Raw genomic sequence first — 17,605 nt, 5'->3', positions numbered from 1 at the left:
ATTATTTTGGTATTTTATTTTGATAAACCTGTCTCATTGCCACCTTTTTTTTAATGAAATACTATTTTTCTCGTACCTGGTGAACAACAATTCATTGTAAAGATATGAAAAAAAGTGTCATGGATATGAGATGGATAGACCTCTAAGGAGTGGCCGTGCCCTTTTTCTCAGACGTTATTCTATATGGATATAATATTTTTCAAAATCTGGAGTACAGGCTTTCTACCAGAACGTTAATCAACATCAAAAATGGGCGTATCAAAAGGTTTGGAGCCACTAAAGCCAGACTTTTCGAATATTTGCTGTCTGAAATGGACACGGGTGTTGTGTATGATGAAGATATTATCATTCATGTATTTTATGATAATGGATTACGCTGTTCAAAATCATATTTACTGTCGATGGTAAAGAAGATTCAGCTTGCATTTAACAGCGTTGGCTTTGAAAGGTATCCATTCTCAAGGCTGGACGGTAAAGCATATAAAATAGAACAGGATGCTCTGGAACGTGTATATGTTGTCAAAAAACAATCATTTATTAAAAATGAGATTAGCTCGAAAGGACAGAAGCAGTGACAGCTGTACTTGTTTTTACCAGAAATTTTGCAATGCGTCAGGCGATAATAACACTATCTCCTGAAAATAGACAGATTTTTTTCTTTGATAATCGTCTGGCATTTTTAGTTTGCGCGACGGTTTTTGACAAACCCTATATTATCATCGATACGGTTCATGAAACGGGAGACAATATTCGCTGGCTCCACTCGCGCCTGGCTACGAGGGGATTATCCAGGCAGACCCATTTTATTGTACCAGAAAACATTGCCGCAAATAGCTTCCTTAAAGCATTTGGGCTAATAACGACAATCAAAGAACTAAAGAAGATTTGCAGCCGTGCAGCAAAATTCACTCTGGTAGAATCATCCTGTAGTTTAGTTAATGTATTGCATCAAAGATTGAAAGATACTTTATCAGAAGATTATTTTGATTTTCTGGTAAACATTTACGACCCAACAAATAAAATTTATTTGCGTAAAAACAGATCTGATACCAATAGATTACAGTATGTAAAGAGCCGTCTTTTTTTAGGTAGCAGCCTGGAGTTAAAGCAACTCATTTTAATGCTGTCTTCTGAAGGGGTTTCCAGAAGGGCTTTTATGTAAATTATAAGTAGCAACCTTATCTAGTAATGTGTTTTTTGGTCAGAAGTATTCCTTTTGATCTTCTTGAATATTTTTATAAGGCGGTATTAAACCGCCAATCCTGCTATGGATAACGTCCGCAGCAGATATTTGTTCAATCATAAGGATATATAGCTATGCAAAATAAAATGCCCCGTCTTGTTCGTAATGTGCTGGCAGCTGCTGTCGTCACCGGTATTTCCTTTGCGGCTCAAGCTGCCGATGGGAAGATTAATTTTACCGGAACTATTCTGGATTCGGCGTGCACGGTTAACACAGGTACTGCTACCCAGACTGTTGACCTCGGACAAATTCCCAAGAGCTCATTCAGCGCAAAAGGCGATGTAGCGGCAGCAACTCGCTTTACTATCGTGCTTGATAATTGCCCGACGGCGGTTAAAACCGCATCAGTTAAATTTGATGGCACAGCTGATGCTAATGATACCAGCATACTTGCGCTTAGCTCAGGTCAGACGGCCAAAGGAGTAGGCGTCGCGCTGTATGAAAAAGATGGCGTTACGCCCATCCCTCTCGCCACGCTGTCTAAAAGCCTGACGCTTGATACTACGGCTTCAAACAGTAATCAGATGGCATTTGTTGCTAAATACAAGGCAACCGAAGCTACGGTTACAGCCGGTACGGCTAATGCCTCATCAGATTTTACTATCACCTACCAGTAAGACGTTCGGGCGTGCCCGCTGCACGCCCGCCTGTTTCCCGATGGGATCATGGAGTTGTAATATGAGCCGTCTCCTTCACGCTATTCTTTTACTCACTGCTTGCTTATTCACGCTTTCAGTCAATGCTGGCATTACCGTTGGCGGCACACGGCTGATTTACAATGGTGAAGAAAACGAAGCGTCAATATCGGTGATTAATAGTAAGAACTCAATTCCTTATCTCATTCAGTCATGGATTGAACTGGAAGAAAATTCACCTGCTAAAGTACCTTTTATTGTCACACCACCGCTGTTTCGTCTGGACGGAGAGCATGAAAATACCCTTCGTATTATTTACACCGGGGAACAGATGCTGCCGCAAGATCGTGAATCCCTCTTTTGGCTTAACGTAAAGTCGATTCCATCTATGGAAAAATCGGATCACAACCAACTGCTTATTGCCGTTAAGACGCGCATGAAGCTTTTCTATCGGCCGGCAAAATTAGCAACCGACAAGGTAAATGATGCCTGGAAAAACCTGCACTATGAGCGTAGCGGAGATCGGATTGTTATCTCTAATCCAACCCCCTATTACGTGTCGTTGTTTTCTTTAAAAGTGGGCAGTCAGGCTATTGAACACCCGCCGATGGTAGCACCGTTCGGTACGGCACATATCACCGCTGCGGGACGGGATGTTACCTGGAAAGCGATAAATGATTTCGGCGGCGTTACTGAAGAAGCGCGTCAGAGATTGCCGTAATTAAGAAATAGATTCAGCCATGTCATCCCAGCAGGAAAGCAAAGTGAAGACTGACTTTAATTGCCGAAAATTAATTAAACCGGAAATGAAAGCTTTTAAAGTTATCCGGCTGTCTGCTATTGCCCTGTTAATTTCCGGTCTGTTTCCTGCAAAGGCAGGTGAATTATATTTTATGTCTGACGCGCTGGAAAAGACGCACACATCGGCAAAAAGCATTGATCTAAGCCGTTTTGAACATGGAGAGCAGTTGCCCGGTACCTACAGGGTAGAAATCTGGCTTAACAATGAATATGTTCGGACGGAGAATATTTCTTTTGTAGCCCTGAATGGTGTGGGGCTGGCGCCTGAGCTAAACCGCGGCATGCTTGAGATGCTTGGTGTACGGACCCAGCTTTTTCCGAAGCTGGCGGCACTGCCGGAAGGAACGATTATCACCAACCCTGGCGCCTTTATACCTGATGCCAGCGCTCGCCTGAATTTTGATAAGCAAAGGCTGGATATATCCATTCCTCAGTCAGCGCTTAACATTCGTGCACGCGGCACGGTTGACCCTTCCCGTTGGGATCAGGGGATCCCGGCGCTGCTGCTCAACTACAGTGCCAATGGCTCGCGCAATTGGGTAAATCAGGGAAAGACGCAGGATCAGCTTTATCTGAACCTACAGAGCGGTCTGAATCTGGGGCCCTGGCGGCTACGTAATTACAGTACCGCCACTAAAAGTAATAAAGAGCATGATTTTTCGTCCGTCAGTACGACGCTGAGCCGCGATATACAATTTTTGAAAGGACAGCTACAGCTTGGCGAAACAAGCACGCCGGGAGATATTTTCGACAGCATTATGTTTCGGGGCATACAGATTTATTCAGACGACACCATGCTGCCCGAGAGCATGCGCGGTTTTGCGCCAACGATCCGCGGCATTGCCCGCAGCAATGCGATGGTCACCGTTAAGCAAAACGGCTACACCATTTATCAAACCTATGTTGCGCCGGGCAGCTTCGAGATACGCGATCTTTATCCTACTTCCACCAGCGGCGATCTTGAGGTTACGGTTGCCGAAGCCGACGGCAGCGAGCAGCGATTTATCCAGCCTTTTTCAGCAGTACCCATCATGCTGCGTGAGGGGCGGTTAAAATACTCGCTGAGCGGCGGTGAATACCGTACCACCAAAGATAATGCGCAGAAGCCCTCATTTGGTCAGGGTACCCTGGCCTGGGGCGTGTCAAACACGCTTACTCTTTATGGCGGCATGCTGGGCGCAGATAACTATCTTGCCGGCGTACTGGGTGCGGGCTTAAGTTTTGGTGAGATCGGGTCGCTTTCTGCGGATGTTACCCTGGCCGACAGCAAGCTTAAACAGGACGAAGTCAGGCGAAGCCGTGGACAATCCTATCGGGTGCAGTATTCGAAAACGGTGACGACCACTGATACCACGGTAACGCTGGCCAGCTACCGATATTCCACCGAGGGGTTTTATACTTTTCAGGAGGTAAACGACTACGCCAGCCAGCGCTACAACAAACGAAGCCGACTACAGCTTAATCTTAATCAGTCCTTGATGAGCTGGGGGAGCTTTTATATTAGCGCCTACCAGCAAGACTACTGGCGACGGGAAGGGTATGAACGCAGCATCAGTACGGGCATTAACACCAGCATCAACGAGATCGGCTATTCGCTGAGCTACACCTACAGCGAAACCCCTGGCGTGTCGCAAAAGGATCAGATCCTCGCCTTCAGCTTGCAGGTGCCGCTCAGTAAATGGTTGCCGAAAAGCTGGGCCAGCTACAGCGTGAACGCCCAAAAAAAGGGCGGCGAAACGCATCAGGTGGGGCTGAGCGGTACAGCGCTTGCTGATAACAATTTCAGTTATTCGCTTCAACAGGGGTATACCTCATCGGGGAGCCAGTCCAGAAGTTCGGTCAGCGGCACCTATAAAGGCGGCTACGGCACCGTCAGCGCAGGTTATAACTACAGCCGGGATAACAGCCAGCTTAACGTTGGTGTGCAGGGCGGTATTGTCGCTCATGAAGACGGCGTAACGTTCTCGCAACCGCTCGGCGACACCGTTGCGCTGGTGAAGGCCGAGGGGGCATCAGGCCTGAAGGTGCGCAATAATCCGGGGGTGAAAACCGACTGGCGCGGCTACGCGATTGTTCCTTATACCAGCGCTTATCAGGAGAACCGTATCGCTATTGATACCCGTTCGCTCGGACCTGATACCGATATCGCAGAATCTGTGGTTAACGTGGTACCGACCCGCGGCGCGGTTGTGCGCGCAACGTTCAATGCCAGAACGGGCTACCGCGCGTTAATTAAACTGCGCTACAAAAATGGGCCCGTACCCTTTGGATCAATGGTCAAGCTGGAGGGCCGTGACGTGATGAGCATCGTTGGTAATGATGGTGAGGTTTACCTGAGCGGTCTGAATAACGGCGATCGTATTTCAGCGACCTGGGGTCAGATAAATTGCCAGACAACGATAAAACATGAAAACCGCCCCGGGGCTATTCAACGTATAACCGCGCTATGTCAGTGATAAAAAGTCAGAGAATGAATTATTGCGAGGATAGCTAACAACTTTAATACGCGGTTTTATAGATGAATATCGCTTCAGTGATGTTGTGGAAAAGCATTTTCCGCAACATTGCCAGACATAATTAAGGAATTCGCTGTGCGCACATTTTTTAAAATTATTAGCCTCATTGCAGGCAGTTTTATGTCAGTCAATACTTACGCTTTATGTACAGCATCGGATGTCAACGTTAACTTCGATCAAAATATTCTTATTCAGCGGGATGTACCCGTCGGAAGTGTGCTGGGTTCGGTAACGGTTAACCATCCCATCAACTGCGATGCGAAAGGTCAAACCACAGCGGAAGGGTCCTGGGCAGTTCAGCTGGCGCCAACAAATATTGACAATGGTGCTTCGGTGATAGCGGGCGTACGGGCCACAAACGTTGAAGGAATTGGATTACGCTGGAAAAACTATTCCAGTACCACCGGGGCTACGGGCACCGTTACTAACGGTTCGCTGAACCTGAGCACCTGGCAGCGAGGCATATCGCAAAAAGGGGCAACCTTCAATGATACCTTTGAGCTGGTCAAAACGGCGTCAACGCCCAGGACGGGCATAATTTCCCCACTCGTCATTGCGATTCAGTACAGCACGCCAGTAAGTAAAAACGTACAGCGACAGCCTCTGTTTAAATACCTTATATCAGGCGTCAATACCAATACCGTTTCGTGTCTGGTACAGGATAGCAATTTAAATATTGATATGGGATTTGCCGTTGCCTCTAAATTTAATGGCATTGGCAGTACCCAAAACCCAGTAAATTTCAATGTATCGCTTAATTGTGATGCACAAACATCTGTGAACGTAACGCTGGATAATGTCTCGGTACTTGCAGACGCCGCCAACGGAGTATTAGGCCTTAGCAGCGCATCCACTGCCAGCGGGGTTGGCATTCAGATTTTGCATCAAGATTCACCTGTGAAATTTGGCAGCATGATCAATCACGCTATCACGACTTCCAATGGGGAAATCGTGAATATTCCATTTAAGGCTGCCTACTATCAGACGGACAAAAACATTCAACCCGGAACAATAAACGCTACGGCATCCTTCACGATGACCTATCGATGATATTTGAGTCTAAATACGTGGGTAAGACTTTTAATATAATTTAGCGCGCACGCTTATATAAATTATCAATGTCAAAAGTGCGCCTGTATAAGCAAGGGAGTAATTATCAATATGGTGGTCAGCTGCCTATCCCATTTTAAGCGAAAGCACGGGATGTATATTGTGCTTTTCATGCAGCCAGGACTGGCTGCGGGAAGTGAGATGAATACGAACGATCGCGCCATGACGGTCAGGGAGAGTGTCTATCGCGCGCTGCATGAGGAAGAAATCAGCCGTGAAGAAACCCTCTTCCGGGCAAGAGCTGGCGCAGGCGCTAAGCTGGCGCAGGTGCTGGGGCAGGACGCTTCCGCCGATCGCATCAGCGCCGTCGGCGGCAGCATGGCCTCAGGATTATTCAGCTCGGCCGTTCAGCAAAGCCTTTCTTCATTTGGCACGGCAAGAGTGAAGCTGAATTTAAGCAGCGCGCACCTTGACGGCAGTGAATTTGATTTTTTACTGCCCCTTTACGAAAACCGCAGCCATCTGTTTTTTTCCCAGACGGGGATTAGGCGGATCGACGACAGAACCATGGCAAATCTCGGCATGGGGTATCGATTCTGGCCTTCTGACTCCGCCATGTTCGGTGCCAATATGTTTTATGATTACGACGTCAGTGGCCAGCATAAGCGCCTGGGCACAGGTCTTGAGTATGCACGCGATTTCTTTCGCGTTTCTGCCAATGGCTATTACCGGCTCAGCGACTGGAAGCGCTCGCGGGATCTCACAGACTACCACGAACGCGTCGCTAATGGCTTTGATATCCGGACAGAAGCCTGGCTACCGGGTTTGCCTCAGCTTGGCGGAAAAATTACCTGGGCTCGGTATTATGGCGATCAAGTCGGTATTTTTGGCCCGGATGATCTTCAGAAAAATCCTCAGGTACTGACCTTAGGTCTGAATTACACCCCTGTCCCCCTGGCGGGAATTTCACTGCAAAAAACGGTTAACACGCGTGGCGGCGGTGACGAATTTTCCATAGGGTTGAACCTCTCCTGGCAGTTTGGTTTGCCGCTCAAAACGCAGCTTGATCCGGAGCGTGTTCGCTTTAACCGCACGCTGGCGGGCTCTCGCTATGATCTGGTGGACAGAAACAACGTTATTGTTCTGGAATACAAAAAGGATCGCCTGTTTTCCGTGGCTCCGCATCACAAGGTTTCAGGCGTTGAAAGCAGCCAACTCGCGTTAAACCTGGACATCTCTTCGCGCTATGCCGTGGCCGGAATTGGCTGGCAGGGTCAGGATTTCTTCGCCGCAGGTGGTGATATCACCAATGTAAACGGCGCCTATGTCATCGTTCTGCCCGAATGGCAAACAACCGGCAGTAATCACTATCTGCTGGAGGGGCGTGCCATTGATGAAAAAGGCAACTTATCAGCGCCGTTCCGCGTTGAGGTGGATGTTCTGCCATTGGATGTCAAAATCTCGCTGGCAGGCGACCTCAAGGGTGAAGAGGGACAAACGCTGGCCCTCGGCCTTAATGTTCGCAGTACCGGCACCATCGGTAAAGTTGACTGGAAGGCACCGGAATTTCTTGCCGCCGGCGGCAAGTTTATCCAGACGCGAGCTCCAGAAGCGGACAATCTGAGCCTGAACTATAGCGTCGTTCTGCCTCCCTATAAGGCTGGCGGTGAAAACAGTTATCCCATTGAAGTAACGGTGAGTGACAGCGAGGGGAACGTTTCTAACACCGCTTCAGCCCGGATCGTGGTCGAACCGCGCTCTATTGTGCTCACCGTTCCGCCAGAGGTGGAGGGTAACGAAGGGGAGCGTATTGCACTGCCGCTGACGATAGATGCAAAAACCGCCGTCACCCGGCTCGACTGGGAGGCGCCCGAGTTTGTTGCCCATGGGGGTAAAGTCACCGTCGAAAAAGATAAAGTCTGGCTGGATCTGCCTGCATGGTCGGACTCGGGCTCCAACCAGTATGCAATTACCCTTACCGCAGGTGACGACCAAAACCACCGTTCCGCGCCGGTTACCGCCACGGTTTCTGTGGCTTCAGCGGCCATTAACCTTGTTCTCGATGAAAATCTGACGGGTAATTCTGGTGAGGAGCTCATCGTTAAGCCGCAGGCCAGCGCCCAGTCCAATATTGATCGCATCGAGTGGCAGGGTGAGGCATTTTTCAGCGCTGGCGGAAAAATTACGCAGGACGGCACAAATGCCTGGCGGTTCACCCTGCCCTTATGGAAAAAAGAGGGGGCCAACCGCTATTCCGTGCGCGCTGTCGCGTGGGATAAGTCTGGCCACTCATCGACACCGGTCACCCTGACAATTGTGGTTGAGCCTGGCGCGATTGTGCTCACCGTTCCGCCAGAGGTGAAGGGTAATGAGGGAGAGCGTATTGCGCTGCCGCTGACGATTGATGCAAAAACCGCCGTCACCCGGCTCGACTGGGAGGCGCCCGAGTTTGTTGCCCATGGGGGTAAAGTCACCGTCGAAAAAGATAAAGTCTGGCTGGATCTGCCTGCTTGGTCGGACTCGGGCTCGAACCAGTATGCAATTACCCTTACCGCAGGTGACGACCAAAACCACCGTTCCGCGCCGGTAACCGCCACGGTTTCAGTGCTTTCAGCGGCCATTAACCTTGTTCTTGATGAAAATCTGACGGGCAAGTCAGGTGAGGAGCTTGTCGTTACGCCGCAGGCCAGCGCCCAGTCCGGCATCGATCGCATCGAGTGGCAGGGTGAGGCATTTTTCAGCGCTGGCGGAAAAATTACGCAGGACGGCACAAATGCCTGGCGGTTCACGCTGCCTTTATGGAAAAAAGAGGGAACCAACCGCTATTCCGTGCGCGCTGTCGCGTGGGATAAGTCTGGCCGCTCGTCGACACCGGTCACCCTGACGTTAGAGGTGCAGCCTGTCAGCATTGCCGTTTCGGCGCCCGACACGCTGACCGGAACCGAGCAGGAAACGGTGGATACCACCATAAACGTGGTGTCAGAAGGAACCACCGTAAGTGATGTCCAGTTCAGCGCGGAGGATTTCCTTGCCGCAGGCGGTAAGATTACCGGCACACTGCCTGACTATCATTTTGTCATGCCCGCATGGCAGGCAACGGGAAGCAACCACTACAGCATCACGGTTACCGGAAAGGATCCGCACGGCAATATCAGTGAGCCGACGAAAATAGAGGTTGTCGTCAGCCAGGCGCCCTTTACCATCACCGCGGAGACGGCTGTCACGGGCTTTGAGGGCAGCACAACCGAGGTGACGCCCGAGGTTCAGAGCCTGTACGGCGTCGCAAATTACCAGATTGAGGCTTCCGCCTTCAAATCCGCCGGCGGCACCATTACGGAGAAAGAAGGGACCTTCATGCTGACCTTGCCGGGCTTTATCGTGGGCGGCGAAAACCGTTATCCCGTTACGATCCGCGCCGTTGACAGAAAAGGCACGGTATCCTCGCCGCTGGAGCTGAACGTCGTCGTCACCACCCAGCTACTTGATGCAAACGGTCAGTGCTCTGTCGTCGGTGGCGGAGAAGGCTATGCGAGCCGGATAGATAAAGACAGCGTGAATTATCAGGAGGCTACTGACTATGCCACACTAAAGGCGCTGGTCGATGCCGGCACCCCCTATATCTATATTCCCGGCGATGTTGAAATTGAATTACCGGTCCGGCAAAACGCGCTCTTCATCAAAAGCGGAACCACTATTTTTAGCGATCGTGGGGCAAACGGCAGCGAAGGAGCGCGCCTGAGTATTCCTTACATGAGCGAAGAAGAAAATAAATTCCCGATTATCATGATGGACAGCAATACGCGTATTTCGGGTATCCGATATGAAGGCCCCTATAAAGGAACCCTGACGAAAAATACCACTATTGGTATCCAGACCGTTGAAGGCAGCCATAATGTTGAGGTCGACAATATGGAGCTATGGGGATGGCCCTGGGCTGCGGTGAGCGTGAAAAAATCAACGAATGTGCGGGTTCATCACAGCTATATTCATCAGAATATTAAAAAAGAGCTCGGGTATGGCGTGGTTGTGCAAAACGGTAACGCCACGGCAGAGGTTGCCTGTAACCTGTTCAACAGTAACCGGCATTCAATTGCCGGAAGCGGTATGGCTGGAGAAGGCTACGCGGCGCACCATAACCTGGTACTTAACGGAGGCGGAACCGGAGCTTATCATCAGTTTGATATGCACAGATATCAGTCAGCAGGCGCCGGTGCGTTTATGGAAGTAACGCAAAACTGGTTTGATTATGGGCGCTACGGTACCAGCAATCGCTCCTCAATTGGCGTGCGTGGTCAGCCTTCAAGAGGGCCTATTACCGTGACCGATAACTGGTTCAGTCAGCCCTGGAAGAATGGAACCCAGTATGCCGTCGCGGGAGAATATGGCACCTGGGTCCCTACCGTTGAATCAATCCTGGCGACCAATAAATTCAGTGTTAAGTTCAACTATCTAAATAAAGGGAGCAACCAGTGCGTTATTGACTGGTTAAGTTACAGCCAGAGCATTAACTGTGCAGCGGTAAATTAACCGTGAACACGTGACATTCCCATCCACACGGATGCAGATTCGTAGTGAGTATGGGTAATGCCGATAACGCGCTGAGTAAAATAATAATACAGGGAGATTCCCTGTATTATTATTGCGGCGGCTCATTGCCGTCCGGTCGTAGAAATTCCCGCCCTAAAGAGCGGAGAGATTGTCAATGATCAAACACGTCAAAATATTTGTATTAACTTTTTTTTATTCAATTTCGTCGTATGCTTTATCCCTCGAAAATTCAGCTATCAGGTTGTTTTGCCCAATGCGCGGTCAGATCGAGGTCATCCTTCACCGCTACGAACACTCACAGGAATCATGGGGGGGAAATCAGTTTGAAACAGGAGCGGGACACTTTCGCAAGGGATCACTTCTTATCTTCCCCTTTGCTAATCTTGACCAGATGATTTTTAACCAGACCACCGGGCAATTTTCTTTCTGGTATGCAGACAGTGAAAAACTGGTACGCTGCCGCCTGATAACGCTCACAAATACTTACCCTGTCGATATACCTTATTTCCGCAATTGATGCCCCCTGTCCTAAAAAATGCCAGTCAAATTTCGCGGAGCCCAACCTAAGCTGCGTAAGTTTGAGATCATATTTTCACTCTACGGTTTACATGCTCTTACATACCTAAACGCTGTGTCCAATGAAAGCATCTATACTTTTATTTCACGTTGCGGGGCAATATCTAAGTACTCAGGAGATGTGACATGACAGACTTTAATAAAGATGATCTCTCAGGTTTCACTGGTAAACACCTTGTCTATACTTATGACAACGGCTGGAACTACGAGCTTTACATTAAAAATGAAAACACGATCGATTACCGAATTCACAGCGGTATGGTCGGTGGTCGCTGGGTCAAAGACCAGCATGTCTACATCGTTCGTGTCGGTAAGGAGATCTATAAGGTATCCTGGACCGAGCCAACGGGTACTGATGTCAGTCTGATTGCCAATCTCGGAGACAAGCTTTTCCATGGAACCATATTCTTCCCTCGCTGGGTTATGAACAATCCAGAGAAAACGGTTTGTTTCCAGAACGATCATCTCGACAAAATGGAAGAGTATCGCAGCGCGGGTCCTGCCTATCCGACTGAAGTCATTGACGAGTTTGCAACCATTACATACGTCAACGACAGTGGTGTAAATAATGAATCTGTTATTAATTGCCCGCCTGACCAGTTGCCCGATAATTTTCCAGAGAATCTAAAAAAATAACTCTCGCGTATTGTTAATCTGATTTATTAAAAAGGCTGCTTCATTGCAGCCTCCATCACACTGTTTTTTTTGTGCATTAAATCAGTCTTCCAACAACCTTCCCGCAATTCGGTACGCCGAAATAACTTACCTGGTCATTCAGGAAATCCTTCTGTAATCGATGGATAGTCAGACATAAGTCACTCCCCTGTTGCAAAGCCAGCTATCCGTTATACCACCACGAGACGAGCGCGCCACGCCCATTGTCTATACTCAACACACAACAGACAACGGAGTGCGCCATGCCTTTACCTGATTTCAAATCCTCTGAACCCTACACCCTCGGCATCGAGCTTGAACTCCAGGTGGTGAACCCGCCGGGCTACGACCTGAGTCAGGACTCTTCCGCGCTTATCGCTGCCGTCAAAGACGACATCAAAGGCGGTGAAGTCAAACACGACATCACCGAAAGCATGCTCGAAATCGCCACCGGCGTGTGCCAGACCATTGACCAGGCGGCGGCGCAGTTCTCGGTAATGCAGCAGAGCATCCTGCGCGCGGCGGCGGAGCAGCATATTCAGATCTGCGGCGGCGGGACCCATCCGTTCCAGAAGTGGCAGCGTCAGGAAGTGTGCGCCGATGAGCGCTATAACGTCACGCTGGAGCGCTTTGGCTATCTGATTTTACAGGCGACGGTGTTTGGCCAGCACGTGCACGTGGGATGCCGAAACGGGGACGACGCCATTTACCTGCTGCACGGCCTGTCGCGCTTCGTGCCGCACTTTATCGCCCTCGCCGCGTCCTCTCCCTATATGCAGGGCACGGACACCAGGTTTTCCTCGTCGCGGCTCAATATCTTCTCCGGCTTCCCGGATAACGGCCAGATGCCGTGGGTCAACAGCTGGCAGGAGTTCGAGGGGCTGTTCCGACGCCTGAGCGCTACCAGCATGATCGACAGCATTAAAGATCTGCACTGGGACATTCGCCCCAGCCCGCACTTCGGCACCGTGGAGGTACGGGTGATGGATACCCCGCTGACGCTCGGCCACGCGATTAATATCGCCGGGCTGATCCAGGCGACGTCTCACTGGCTGCTGACCACGCGGCCGTATAAGCATCAGGAGCGGGATTTTCTCTTGTACCGCTTTAACCGTTTTCAGGCGTGTCGCTACGGGCTGGAGGGGGTTCTGACGGACGTGCATACCGGCGAGCACAAAACCGTGGCGGACGATATCGCCTGGCTGCTGGAGCAGGTTGCGCCGTCGGCCGAGAAGCTCGGTGCAACGAGCGCAATCAAGGAAATTGCCCTGCTGTTAAAGCAGGGCAAGAGCGAGGCGCAGCGCATGCGGGACTTCATCGCCGACGGCGGCTCGCTTATTTCTCTGGTTCAGAAGCACTGCGAGCTGTGGGCGACGAGTCCGTAAGGCCGTGGCCCCACTCGCGCAGGCGCTGAAACAGCACGAACAGCGCCGGGATGAACACAATCCCCACCACGGTTGCCACCAGCATGCCGCTGAACACCGTGGTGCCAATGATGCGGCGGCTCTGGGCACCCGCCCCGGTCGCCAGCATCATCGGCAGGACGCCGATGATGAACGACACGGCGGTCATCATCACCGCGCGGAAGCGGCGCGATGCCCCTTCCCGTGCGGCATCGACAATCGCCATCCCGTCCATCCTCCGCGCGCGGGCGAACTCCACGATAAGAATCGCGTTTTTCGCCGCTAAAGCGATCAGCAAGACCAGACCGATCTGCACGTACACGTCGTTGGCGTAGCCCGCCAGCCACAGCCAGACCAGCGCCCCGCCAATGGCGAACAGCACCGAAAGCATCACGCTCGCCGGGAGCGTCCAGCTCTCGTACTGGGCTACGAGGAACAGCCACGCCATCACCACCGCCGCCAGCACAATCCATACCGCCTGGTTGCCGGTCTGCTGCTCCTGATACGAAATGCCGCTCCAGGCGTAGTCGTACCCCGCAGGCAGGTTCTGCGCCAGAATTTCGCCCATCGCCGCCATCGCGGTGCTGCTGCTGACACCTTCCGCTGCCGAACCGCTTACCGATACCGACGGGAACTGGTTGTACTGCTGAATAAATGGCGCGCCGACGGTCGGCGTAATGGTGACGAGGTTGCTCAGTCGCACCCGCTCGCCGCTGTTGCTGCGCACGAACAGCTCGCTGATTTGCTCCGCGCGCTCGCGCCACTGCATCTCGTTCTGCATCACTACGTGGTAAACGCGGTTGTTGACGCTGAAATCCCCGGCGCGGGTGCCGCCGAAGGCGGTTTGCAGACTGCTGAAGATGCGCGACACCGGCACGTCGAGCCGGGCCGCACGCTCGCGGTCCACGGTCAGCGTCAGCTGCGGCACGTTGCTGCTCCAGGTGGTGAACACGCGGCTCAGCTGCGGATGCTGGTTGGCTTTTGCCAGTACCTCACGCGTAACGCGCTCCAGCTCCGCCGGACTCTGCCCCGCCTGCGCCTGAATGCGCAGGTCGAAACCGGAGGCATTGCCCAGCCCCGGCAGCGTCGGCGGCGCGAAGGTCATGATGGTCGCTTCCGGCAGGGCCAGCAGCTGGCGCTGAAGGGTGCCCATCACCTCATCCAGCGGCGGGCGCTCGCTCCAGTCCTTCAGCATGATGGAGATAAACCCGCCGTTCGACGCGCTGGTGCCGTTGAGGATGTTAAACCCGGAGACCTGAATCACGTCTTCCACCGCCGGGTTTTTAGCGATCAGCTCGCGCGCGGAGGTCATCACCGCTTCGGTGCGCTCCAGCGAGGCCGCCTCCGGCAGCTGGACGCTGGCGAAGAAGTAGCCCTGATCTTCCTGCGGCAGGAAGCCCTTTGGCATCGACATAAAGCTGAACGCCACCACCGCCGCCGCGCCTGCGGTAGCCAGCAGCGCCAGCCACGGACGCCGGTTGAACACGCTCACTATCCGGGTGTAAAGCGTACGCGTGGCGTCCAGCCCACGGTTGAACCCACGGAAAATCGCGGCAGGCTTCGCCGGACGCGGGCGCAGCAGCATGGCACAGAGCGCGGGCGTCAGGGTCAGCGCCACCAGGCTTGAGAGCGTGACGGCGGTGGAGAGCGTCACCGCGAACTGGCGGTACAGCTCGCCGACGATCCCCGGCAGGAGCGCCACCGGCACAAACACCGCCAGCAGCACCAGCGTGGTGGCAATCACCGGCCCGGCAATCTGGCGCAGCGCCAGCGCGGTCGCCGCCGTGCGGCTCTGCCCTTCCGCCATCAGGGTTTCGACGCTCTCAACCACCACGATGGCATCATCCACCACCATGGTCAGCGCCAGAATAATGGCGAACAGGCTCAGCGTGTTGGCGGAGTAGCCGAGCGCGTAGAGCACCGCAAAGGTACCCACCAGCGACACCGGAATGGCGAGGGCGACAATCAGCGTCGCGCGCCAGCTTTGCAGGAACAGGGAAACAACCACCACAACCGCCAGCATGGTCAGCGCCAGCGAGACGCCGATCTCTTTAATGGTGGCGGCAACGAAGGTGGTGGTGTCGAATTTCACTTCATAGACCAGGTCGTCCGGGAAGCGCGTCGAGAGACGCTCCAGCTCCGCGCGCACCGCGTCGGCCACGCGCAGGGCGTTAGCGGACGGCGTCGGGTAGATGCCGAGGTAGGCGGAGTCATGCCCGTTCAGCTGGGCGCCCGAGCTGTAGCTGCGCGAGCCGAGCTCAATGGTCGCCACGTCCTTCAGGCGCACCAGCTGGCCCATCTCCCCGGCGCGAATAATGATGTCGGCAAAGTCTTCGGCCTGGCTTAAGCGCCCCAGCCCGTTGATGGTCAGCGTCTGCTGCTGGCCGTTGAATACCGGTGGCGTACCGATCTGGCCCGCCGCCCCCTGCACGTTCTGCTCGCGCAGCGCCTGCGCCACGTCGTCGGTGGTCACGTTCAGGGCGTTCATGCGGTCCGGACGCAGCCAGATGCGCATGCTATAGTCCCGCGCGCCAAACATCTGCACCTGCCCCACGCCCGGCAGACGCGACAGCGCCTCGCGTACCTGCGTGCTGGCGTAGTTGCTGACAAACAGCGGCGTGTGGGTGTTGTTCGGTGAGTAAAGGCTTACCCCCATCATCAGGTTGGTGGCGCGCTTGCGCACCTGCACGCCGTTTTGCTGTGCCTCAGTCGGCAGCTGCGCCACGGCCTGCGCCACGCGGTTCTGCACGTCAATGGCAGCGAGGTCCGGATCGGTACCCGCCGCAAAGGTGATGTTCAGGCTGTAGCTGCCTTCATCCGAACTGGTGGACTCCATATAGAGCATGTGATCCACCCCGTTAAGCTGCGTCTCCAGCGGCGTGGCGATGGCCTCCGCCACGTCAGCCGAGCTGGCGCCCGGCCAGCTGGCAGAGACATTCACCACCGGCGGGGTGATCTGCGGGTACTGCTCTACCGGGATGATCCTCAGCGCGATGGCCCCCAGCAGGGTGATGACCAGCGCAATCACCATCGCGAAGCGCGGGCGTTTGATGAAAAACGTCAGCATGATGGCTCCTTAATTGAGTATCTGTACGGCAGCGCCGGGCTGCACGCGCTGCGCGCCGTCGGTAATCGCTCGCTCACCGGGATTCACGCCGGAGGCAATCTGAAACTGTTGGCCGATTTGCCCGGCAATTTTCAGCGGGCGCCTTTCGGCTTTGCCGTCGGCGTTAACCACCCAGGCGAAGAACCCGTCGCCGTTCTGCTGGACCGCGGCGGCAGGCAGCGTCAGCGCCGGCTGCTCGTTCGCCGGACGCAGATAGACATTCACGTTGCCGCCGGGCAGCAGCTGGTGGCGCGGGTTCGCAAACTCGGCGCGCAGCATTACGCTGGCGGTGCGCGGATCGATGCGGTTGTCCACGGACGTCAGTTGCCCGCCGACGCGCTGGCCGTTGCTGTCGATCAGCGCCTGCCAGGCCTGCTTCATGGCGCTGATATCCGCGTGCTGTCCGGCTTTGGTGGCAAACGCGCCCTCTTCCAGCGCAAAGGCGATGCGGATGGGATCGAGCTGCACCACCTCCACCAGCACGCCGCTGGCAGGATTCACCAGGCTGCCCACGTGGAACTGGCTATGCCCCACGCGACCGTCAATCGGCGAGGTGATGCGGGTGTAGTTCAGGGTGACGCTGCGGGTATCGAGCCGGGCTTTCGCCTGCTCCAGCGCGGCGCTCGCCACGTCGCGCTGCATGCGGGCGTTGTCCACGTCGTGACGGCTGATGGCGTTGCTGCTGCCCAGGCTTTCGAAGCGGGAAAGCTGCTGCTGCGCCTGACGCAGCGTGGCTTCGGCGCTTCTCACTTCGGCCTGCGCCAGACGCAGGGCGGCACGCGGCTCGGCGTCGTCCAGCTCAAACAGCACGTCGCCTTTTTTCACGTACTGCCCGTCGCGGAAGTGGATTTTCGTTATCACCCCTTCCGTACGCGCGCGCAGCTCAACGGTGTGAATGGCTTCGATGCGGCCCGGGATCTGGCGCTCGGCGGCATGGGCGGTCTGCTCCACGGTGGCGACGCGAACGGGAATAGCCGCGGCGAATGCGGGTGGCAGCGTGCAGGCGAGGAGTGCGAACAGGAGCGGGAATTTCATGGGAGTACCTCTAATTTGTACCCCTCACCCCGGCCCTC

Annotated in this window: 12 protein-coding genes; 10 read left to right on the top strand and 2 right to left on the bottom strand. The window is 53.7% G+C overall.

Going from position 1 to position 17,605, the window contains the following annotated elements; all coding sequences use genetic code 11:
- The first annotated feature begins 155 nt into the window (after positions 1 to 155).
- The 10 genes from INF58_RS14375 (at position 156) to INF58_RS14330 (ending at position 13,408) form a co-directional block, all read left to right on the top strand.
- Entirely contained in the window at positions 156 to 575 is a 420-nt protein-coding gene (locus INF58_RS14375) for a hypothetical protein (protein ID WP_107534865.1), read from the top strand.
- Entirely contained in the window at positions 572 to 1,162 is a 591-nt protein-coding gene (locus INF58_RS14370; protein ID WP_370552664.1) for a hypothetical protein, read from the top strand. The genes INF58_RS14375 and INF58_RS14370 overlap by 4 nt, the downstream gene beginning before the upstream one ends.
- Positions 1,163 to 1,317: 155 nt before the next feature.
- Positions 1,318 to 1,860 (top strand): fimbrial protein, encoded by a 543-nt coding sequence (locus INF58_RS14365; RefSeq protein ID WP_112791941.1) that lies wholly within the window; start codon positions 1,318 to 1,320, stop codon positions 1,858 to 1,860.
- A gap of 61 nt (positions 1,861 to 1,921) precedes the next feature.
- Complete coding sequence (locus INF58_RS14360) at positions 1,922 to 2,599, top strand: molecular chaperone (protein ID WP_107534862.1); 678 nt, start codon at positions 1,922 to 1,924, stop codon at positions 2,597 to 2,599.
- 172 nt (positions 2,600 to 2,771) lie between these two features.
- On the top strand, positions 2,772 to 5,135 hold the full coding sequence (locus INF58_RS14355; RefSeq protein ID WP_193527932.1) for a fimbria/pilus outer membrane usher protein: 2,364 nt from the start codon (positions 2,772 to 2,774) through the stop codon (positions 5,133 to 5,135).
- 135 nt (positions 5,136 to 5,270) lie between these two features.
- Positions 5,271 to 6,245: a fimbrial protein gene (locus tag INF58_RS14350; RefSeq protein WP_370552663.1), complete on the top strand. Its 975-nt coding sequence runs from the start codon at positions 5,271 to 5,273 to the stop codon at positions 6,243 to 6,245.
- Positions 6,246 to 6,446: 201 nt separating this feature from the next.
- The gene (locus INF58_RS14345) at positions 6,447 to 10,772 is read left to right on the top strand and encodes an inverse autotransporter beta domain-containing protein (protein ID WP_193527931.1); all 4,326 of its coding nucleotides are present in this window, start codon (positions 6,447 to 6,449) and stop codon (positions 10,770 to 10,772) included.
- A gap of 175 nt (positions 10,773 to 10,947) precedes the next feature.
- On the top strand, positions 10,948 to 11,310 hold the full coding sequence (locus INF58_RS14340) for a hypothetical protein (RefSeq protein ID WP_107534860.1): 363 nt from the start codon (positions 10,948 to 10,950) through the stop codon (positions 11,308 to 11,310).
- A 185-nt stretch (positions 11,311 to 11,495) separates the two neighbouring features.
- Complete coding sequence (locus INF58_RS14335) at positions 11,496 to 12,005, top strand: phenolic acid decarboxylase (RefSeq protein ID WP_107534859.1); 510 nt, start codon at positions 11,496 to 11,498, stop codon at positions 12,003 to 12,005.
- 281 nt (positions 12,006 to 12,286) lie between these two features.
- Positions 12,287 to 13,408 carry a YbdK family carboxylate-amine ligase gene (locus INF58_RS14330; protein WP_063868913.1) on the top strand — a complete coding sequence of 374 codons (1,122 nt, stop codon included), beginning with the start codon at positions 12,287 to 12,289 and terminating at the stop codon, positions 13,406 to 13,408.
- On the opposite strand, the gene INF58_RS14325 is transcribed toward INF58_RS14330, so the two are convergent.
- Positions 13,359 to 16,493: an efflux RND transporter permease subunit gene (locus tag INF58_RS14325; protein ID WP_193527930.1), complete on the bottom strand. Its 3,135-nt coding sequence runs from the start codon at positions 16,491 to 16,493 to the stop codon at positions 13,359 to 13,361. The two genes, INF58_RS14330 and INF58_RS14325, sit on opposite strands and share 50 nt — an antisense overlap.
- 9 nt (positions 16,494 to 16,502) lie before the next feature.
- On the bottom strand, positions 16,503 to 17,567 hold the full coding sequence (locus INF58_RS14320; protein WP_193527929.1) for an efflux RND transporter periplasmic adaptor subunit: 1,065 nt from the start codon (positions 17,565 to 17,567) through the stop codon (positions 16,503 to 16,505).
- Positions 17,568 to 17,605 lie beyond the last annotated feature (38 nt).

Origin of the sequence: Enterobacter cloacae complex sp. P24RS (assembly GCF_014982165.1) — a bacterium.
Taxonomy (GTDB): domain Bacteria; phylum Pseudomonadota; class Gammaproteobacteria; order Enterobacterales; family Enterobacteriaceae; genus Enterobacter; species Enterobacter quasihormaechei.
Note: the sequence above shows the minus strand (reverse complement) of the source record. Positions and strands in the feature narration are given on the sequence as shown.